This window comes from Bradyrhizobium sp. AUGA SZCCT0222 (assembly GCF_018130205.1).
Classification (GTDB): Bacteria; Pseudomonadota; Alphaproteobacteria; order Rhizobiales; family Xanthobacteraceae; genus Bradyrhizobium.
Map to the genome: position 1 here is coordinate 25,449 of NZ_JAFCLX010000070.1, position 6,375 is coordinate 31,823.

The following is a 6,375-nucleotide window of genomic DNA, read 5'->3' on the forward strand; positions in this document are numbered from 1 at the left end:
GCGATGAGCCACCACGACAACAATCCGGAAAACAAGACCCCGGACATAAAGGCCAATCCCGACGGCACAACTTCCAGCGCGTGTTGCAGTGGCCACGATCATCACGCCCACACCGATCACGGGCACCACAGCCACCATGATCACCACGCCGCGGCCAAGGTCCTCGATCCCGTCTGTGGGATGACGGTCGATCCTGCGACCAGCAAGCACCGCTTCGACCGCGGAGAGAAAACCTTTCATTTCTGTTCGGCGGGCTGCAAAACCAAATTCGCCGCCGATCCAAGGAAGTATCTCGAGAAATCATCGGCGAAGCCTGACGTCCCCCACGGCGCAAACGACGGCACGATCTACACCTGCCCGATGCATCCCGAGATCCGGAAGGTCGGGCCCGGAAGCTGCCCGATCTGCGGCATGGCGCTGGAGCCGGAGGTTGCGAGCCTCGATACGCCGCCCAACCCCGAACTCGCCGACATGACGCGGCGGTTCTGGATCGGCCTCGTGCTATCCGTTCCGCCGGTGGTGCTGGAGATGGGTGGGCATCTGGTCGGCGGTCACGGCCTCGTCGATCCGGCGCTGTCAAACTGGATTCAACTCGCGTTCGCGACGCCTGTCGTGGTTTGGGCCGGCTGGCCCTTCTTTGTGCGCGGCTGGCAATCGCTGCTGACGCGCCATCTCAACATGTTCACGCTGATCGCTGTCGGCACCGCCGTCGCGTATCTCTACAGCCTGGTCGGGACCATCGCCCCGCAAATTTTCCCGGCCACCTTCCGCGGCCATGGCGGCGCGGTCGCGGTCTATTTCGAGTCTGCTGCCGTCATCACCGTGCTTGTCCTGCTCGGCCAGGTGCTGGAGCTGCGCGCCCGAGAAGCGACTTCGGGCGCCATCAAGGCCCTGCTGCAACTGGCGCCGAAGACCGCGCGCCGCCTCGGTGAAGACGGCGCCGACCATGAAGTCGACATCGACAGCCTCGCGGTCGGCGACATGTTGCGCGTCCGCCCCGGCGAAAAAGTACCGGTCGACGGCGTCATTCTCGAAGGCCGCTCCTCGCTCGATGAGTCGCTGGTTACAGGCGAATCCATGCCGGTCACCAAGGAGGCCGGGGCCCAGGCGATCGCCGGCACGCTGAACCAATCGGGCGGGTTCGTGATGCGCGCGGAGAAAGTCGGCCGCGACACGCTGCTGTCCCAGATCGTGAAGATGGTGGCGGACGCGCAGCGCTCGCGCGCGCCGATCCAGCGGCTCGCCGATCAGGTTGCGGGCTGGTTTGTGCCCGCGGTCATTGCCGTGGCGCTGATCGCCTTCGGCGTCTGGTCATATTTCGGGCCGGAGCCGCGCATGGCGTTCGGTCTCGTCGCCGCCGTGAGCGTACTCATCATCGCCTGCCCCTGCGCGCTCGGCCTTGCGACGCCGATGTCGATCATGGTCGGCGTCGGACGCGGCGCGCAGGCCGGCGTCCTGATCAAGAGCGCCGAGGCCCTGGAGCGCATGGAAAAGGTCGACACGCTGGTGGTCGACAAGACGGGCACGCTGACCGAAGGCAAGCCGAAGGTTACAGCAATCGTGGCGACCTCAGGATTCGACGAGAACGAAATCCTGCGACTCGCCGCCAGCGTCGAGCTTGCCAGCGAGCATCCGCTCGCCGACGCCATCGTGCGATCCGCCAGGGAACGTCGACTGGAACTCGGCAAGGTCGAGGCGTTCGACTCGCCGACCGGCAAAGGTGCGACCGGCAAGGTCGACGGCAAATCGGTTCTGCTCGGCAATTCGAAGTTCCTGAATTCGCTTGGCGTCGATACCCATTCGCTGGATTCCGATGCCGAGCGCATGCGCACCGATGGCGCCACCGTCATCAATATCGCCGTCGACGGCAGGCTCGCTGGCCTGTTTGCCATCGCGGATCCCGTCAAAGCTTCAACTCCCGCGGCGTTGAAAGCGTTGGCGGAAGAAGGCATCAAGGTCATCATGCTGACCGGCGATAACAGGACCACCGCGCAAGCGGTCGCGCGGCAGCTCGGCATATCAGACGTCGAGGCCGAAGTGCTTCCGGATCAGAAGAGCGCGGTGGTCGCCAGGCTGCAGAAGGCGGGGCGGATCGTCGCCATGGCCGGCGATGGCGTCAACGACGCCCCGGCGCTGGCGGCAGCCGAAGTCGGTATCGCCATGGGAACCGGCACCGATGTGGCGATGGAAAGTGCCGGCATCACGCTCTTGAAGGGCGACCTCGGCGGCATCGTCCGCGCACGAAAACTGTCGCAGGCCACGATGCGCAACATCAGGCAGAACCTGTTCTTCGCCTTCATCTACAACGCCGCCGGCATCCCGATTGCCGCGGGTATCCTCTATCCCGGTTTCGGCATCCTGCTGTCGCCGATCATTGCCGCTGCGGCCATGGCGCTGTCGTCGGTCAGCGTCGTCGGCAATGCCCTGCGGTTGCGCGTCACGCGGCTGTGAACGAGCGCGCACGATTTGGAGATCATTAATCAAACTATCGTGGCGCAACGCCTGTCCAAAAAACTCCACAATGTCCGCTACGAAAGGAACTCTGTTTTCAAAAAGGGGAATTCCCATGCGGTTAGGACACGCGATCTTTGTGGCGACGACGGCCGCCCTGCTCGCGGCGGCAGTACCCGGGCTTGCCAAAAACGCCGAGACGCCGAAGGCGAGCGAGCAGCCGGCGTCATCGTCCTGCCATTCCTACCAGCAGACATCAGATGGATCATGGACCGAACTGCCCTGCCAGGAACTCGGCGCACCCGCGCCGTCGCGCAAATCCCCGCCGCGAAAGGCGGACGAAGAAGATCGCTGAAGCGCGAAGTGTTGACCCGTCCGTGGATTGCAACGGTCACGCTGCACCGGTGATCCCGGGGGTACATGCGGAATCGATAGGACAGGCCGCGACAAATCGCGACGGGCAAATCGCCCTGCGCCGGCGGCGCGATGTACACGTTCCTGTGCCTTCGGCTGCGGTCCCGGTCGCCCGCCGGCGTCGCCCATCTCCCGGCTTGTTCGGTGCCAGTGCGGGTTGCCATTGCCGCCGCTACGCGGCTGATCCGCCCATCCTGCAAGGCGCGAGCCTGCCATGAATGCGAAACTGGTCTGGCCACCCGCTTTTGTTGTACCGTGGTTGGACCAACTTTAGGGGGTCTCATGAACAGGCATTGCGTGTTTGGCCTCTGTGCAATCGCGTTGGTCACTATTCCTGCTTTCCCAGGCAGCAGCGTGGCGCAAGGAAAGTCACTCAAGGATCAACTCGTCGGCACGTGGATTTACGTGTCCAGCACAGGTAAGCGCGAGGATGGCAGCGCCGTGCCGCGGCCAAGCGCCCAGGGCGCGGTGACCTACACGGCAGACGGCCGCTTCCACTTCATTACGGTGCGCACCGAGGTGCCGAAGTATGCGTCGGGCGATCCAGCACGACCGTCCCCCGAGGAAGCCATGGCCGTCGCGTCGGGCGTGGTTGCCTACACCGGGACTTACACGGTGGACGAAAGCACGAAGACGGCTCACCTCAACATCGAGACGAGTTCGGTTCCGAATTTTGTCGGAGCGCCCAATCAGCGCCGGATCGTCACGTCGATTACCGACGAGGAACTGAAGCTCACGAACCCGCGCACACCCGCAGGTGTGACATTGGAGTTGGTGTTCAAACGGGCGAAGTGACCAGCTTGCCATGCCATCGTCCGCGTCGAGATGACGTTATCCGTCCGCAATCGGTCGCCGTCCGCGCCGTGATGCTGGCGTTGTCGTCGCCGGTCGTGATGACGCGATGCGCGCGAGCGCTTTCCATGTGATCCCCGTCACATCGCGACGAAAGCGGTGTCGCTAAATGTGGCCGCACCAGCCCGGATGATCGCGCTGGTTAAATCAAAGGGGAAATGTGATGACCGAAGCAATCAATGCGAGCGACGTTCTGAATGCGCAGGAACTCGATGCGGTGTCTGGCGGCTTTATGCGGCTCCCCTTAGTGGCGGTCAAAGTGCTGGAAATCAAAGGCGGAGGAACGGGCGGTGGTGGGGGTGGTCAGAACGATCCCGCCCAAATGTTTCAACAGATTATGCAGCAACTGACCCAACAGGGGTAAGCGCACCGGGTGCAGGCCGACGCGGCGTGATGACTGTCGGCGCGGGACCGTCGAAGGATGGCGACCTGCGCAGTCGGCGGTAAGGTACTGTGAAGGCCGAAATCCGATGCGGGGACCGCGCGACGGCCCGGTGCGAGCGTATTTGCAATCGCGCATTCCCGGTTTTAGTTTCTGTACGATACGTCCATAATAGGCGGCGCGCGCCGATGGACCACAAGCAGCCTCAAACTGCGAATGCTTGATGGCTGCTTCCGCCCCGTGAGCGGACATTGCCAGTGAGACCAGTCATGTCCGGAAAGTGCCAAAACCGGAAGTCGGCGGACCTATTCGATCACCTCGTCGGCAATGGCCAGCAACGACGGCGGTATTACCAAGCCGAGCGCCTTTGCGGTTTTGAGGTTGATGACGAGCTGAAATTTGGTTGGCTGCTCGACAGGCAGCTCGCTGGGAGTGGTGCCTTTGAGAATTTTGTCCACATACTCGGCAGCGCGGCGATAGATGTCCCTTTGACTTGGGCCATACGTTATAAGAGCGCCCGAGCGCACAGCACCGACGCTCCCGCTCATCGCAGGAAGCCGAAGTCTGCTCACCTGATCAAGGACGGCGGCCCGGAGGTTGGCGGTAAGCGGGTCTTCGATGACAAACAGGCTTGTCGCACCGGACGCAACAAGTGCGTCCATCCGGGCGGCCGTGAACTCTGGGGGCCTTCTCACCTCCAGGAGTTCGAGCCGGATACCTTCTCGGTCCGCAGCCACCCTCAATTCCTTCAAGGCCAACGCGCTGTAGGGGGTATCGGGGTTCAAGAGCACACCGACGGCTCTCTGGCCTGGAACGCACGTCAGCAACAGTTGAAGCTGTTTGCCCTTCAACTCGGCAGACTGGCCGCTCAGGCCCGTCACGTTGCCACCGGGCCGCGCCAGAGTTTGCACGAGACCCGCCCCAATCGGATCCCCGACGGTCGCAAACACAATGGGGATGGTGGCGGTTGCAGTTTTGAGCGCCTTTGGTGCGAGCGTACCCCACCCCGCTACAAGCACATCCGGCTTTGCACGCACAAGTTCTTCGGCCATTGCGGCAAGTCGCCCGGGGTCTCCGTCGGCGGATCGATGCTCGAAGTTCAGGTTTTTTCCCTCGACATAGCCGAGGTCTCGCAGCGGTCCGGTGAATTGAGAGGCATCCTCACCTGTATCCAGCGTGAGCAGCCCGACACGATATGTTTTGGATTGTGCGTGTGCCGAGAGCGGCCACGCACCCGCTGTGCCAACAATGAGACCGATAAATTCACGCCGTTTCATGAACGCGTCCTGTACCGAGGAGGAACTATCATAGTATCGGCTCGGCAACGGAGCGCCAATGTCCGTTGTGGGTCATTCGCGTCGGTTTGACCGGACCACGGCGACTTCCGGTCTACCCCGGTGAACGGACATTCTCAGGATAGGCGGGCATGTCTCAAAGGTGCCAGAACCTGACACTATGCGTCTCCCAAAGTGCATTGCATGATCATTGAGCCAGGAGGTACGCGGTTGGAGTTTGCTTTTTATCCGCGGCGAAGTAAGTGACCTGAAAAGGACTAACAGGTGGCGCTTCCGCCTGGGTCATGAACGACGAGACTCGACCTGAGCACAACAGGTCCGCTTTCAAGCTACGGGAGGCAAACATGTCGGTTACGGACATCGTCATTCGGACTTCTATCGCAGCGGATATCGAGTCGCTAATGGCGCTCATGATCGAACTGCAGGAATTCGAGCAGCAGTTCACCGAGCGAGCCGTTGCGGATCGTGAGTTCGCGGCGTGGTACATCGAGCGCCTGCTGCGCGTTATTGACGAAAACGACGGATTACTCCTGGTCGCCACGTTGAATGGTGCGCCCTGCGGGTTCGCCGCGGGCTTTCCAGACCAGGAGCCCGAGCTGCGTGATCGATACTTCCTGATCGCGGAGCTTGTCGTCACCCAGGGTCAGCGCGGCCGTGGCATCGGGCGTCGCCTCATGCTGGCGATGGAGGATGCAGCGCGCGCTCGCGGGCTAAAACGGATGGGGATTGGCGTCCTGGCCGGAAGCGACCGGGTGCATCGTCTGTACACGGCGCTGGGTTATCGGGACTATGCCATCAGCCTGCGGAAAGAGCTGCCGTCATGAACCCGCAGGGCGATGCGGTCGGAACGACGGCGCCTTGACCGCGGGAGCGTCTTTTCAACGGGTGCACCGCTTATCGGCTTTGGGTCATGTGTGGACGACGCCCGCATTGCAAGGAGATTCTGACGTTCGGCTTGCGGTCGGGTGCAAGTCATGTGTC

At 62.3% G+C, this 6,375-nt stretch carries 6 protein-coding genes; 5 read left to right on the forward strand and 1 reads right to left on the reverse strand.

All coding sequences use genetic code 11. The features are described 5' to 3' along the window. Positions 1–3 precede the first annotated feature (3 nt). The 4 genes from JQ629_RS34445 to JQ629_RS34460 all read left to right on the forward strand — a co-directional run bounded on the left by JQ629_RS34445 (position 4) and on the right by JQ629_RS34460 (position 4,081). Positions 4–2,451 carry a heavy metal translocating P-type ATPase gene (locus tag JQ629_RS34445; RefSeq protein WP_212416396.1) on the forward strand — a complete coding sequence of 816 codons (2,448 nt, stop codon included), beginning with the start codon at positions 4–6 and terminating at the stop codon, positions 2,449–2,451. 115 nt (positions 2,452–2,566) lie between these two features. Further along, positions 2,567–2,806, forward strand: a complete 240-nt coding sequence (locus JQ629_RS34450; protein ID WP_212416397.1) for a hypothetical protein — start codon at positions 2,567–2,569, stop codon at positions 2,804–2,806. A 341-nt stretch (positions 2,807–3,147) separates the two neighbouring features. Beyond that, entirely contained in the window at positions 3,148–3,660 is a 513-nt protein-coding gene (locus tag JQ629_RS34455) for a lipocalin-like domain-containing protein (RefSeq protein WP_212416398.1), read from the forward strand. Positions 3,661–3,880: 220 nt separating this feature from the next. Further along, entirely contained in the window at positions 3,881–4,081 is a 201-nt protein-coding gene (locus tag JQ629_RS34460; RefSeq protein ID WP_212416399.1) for a hypothetical protein, read from the forward strand. 323 nt (positions 4,082–4,404) lie between these two features. On the opposite strand, the gene JQ629_RS34465 is transcribed toward JQ629_RS34460, so the two are convergent. Further along, positions 4,405–5,376 (reverse strand): ABC transporter substrate-binding protein, encoded by a 972-nt coding sequence (locus tag JQ629_RS34465; protein ID WP_212416400.1) that lies wholly within the window; start codon positions 5,374–5,376, stop codon positions 4,405–4,407. A gap of 362 nt (positions 5,377–5,738) precedes the next feature. Between JQ629_RS34465 and JQ629_RS34470 the strand changes: the two genes are divergently transcribed. Then, the gene (locus JQ629_RS34470; protein ID WP_212416401.1) at positions 5,739–6,218 is read left to right on the forward strand and encodes a GNAT family N-acetyltransferase; all 480 of its coding nucleotides are present in this window, start codon (positions 5,739–5,741) and stop codon (positions 6,216–6,218) included. Positions 6,219–6,375 lie beyond the last annotated feature (157 nt).

Excerpts from the sequence above, each read along its gene's own strand:
- JQ629_RS34455 (WP_212416398.1), top strand. The coding sequence starts at position 3,148 with ATGAACAGGCATTGCGTGTTTGGCCTCTGTGCAATCGCGTTGGTCACT.
- JQ629_RS34450 (WP_212416397.1), top strand. The coding sequence starts at position 2,567 with ATGCGGTTAGGACACGCGATCTTTGTGGCGACGACGGCCGCCCTGCTC.
- JQ629_RS34445 (WP_212416396.1), top strand. The coding sequence starts at position 4 with ATGAGCCACCACGACAACAATCCGGAAAACAAGACCCCGGACATAAAG.
- JQ629_RS34460 (WP_212416399.1), top strand. The coding sequence starts at position 3,881 with ATGACCGAAGCAATCAATGCGAGCGACGTTCTGAATGCGCAGGAACTC.
- JQ629_RS34470 (WP_212416401.1), top strand. The coding sequence starts at position 5,739 with ATGTCGGTTACGGACATCGTCATTCGGACTTCTATCGCAGCGGATATC.
- JQ629_RS34465 (WP_212416400.1), bottom strand. The coding sequence starts at position 5,376 with ATGAAACGGCGTGAATTTATCGGTCTCATTGTTGGCACAGCGGGTGCG.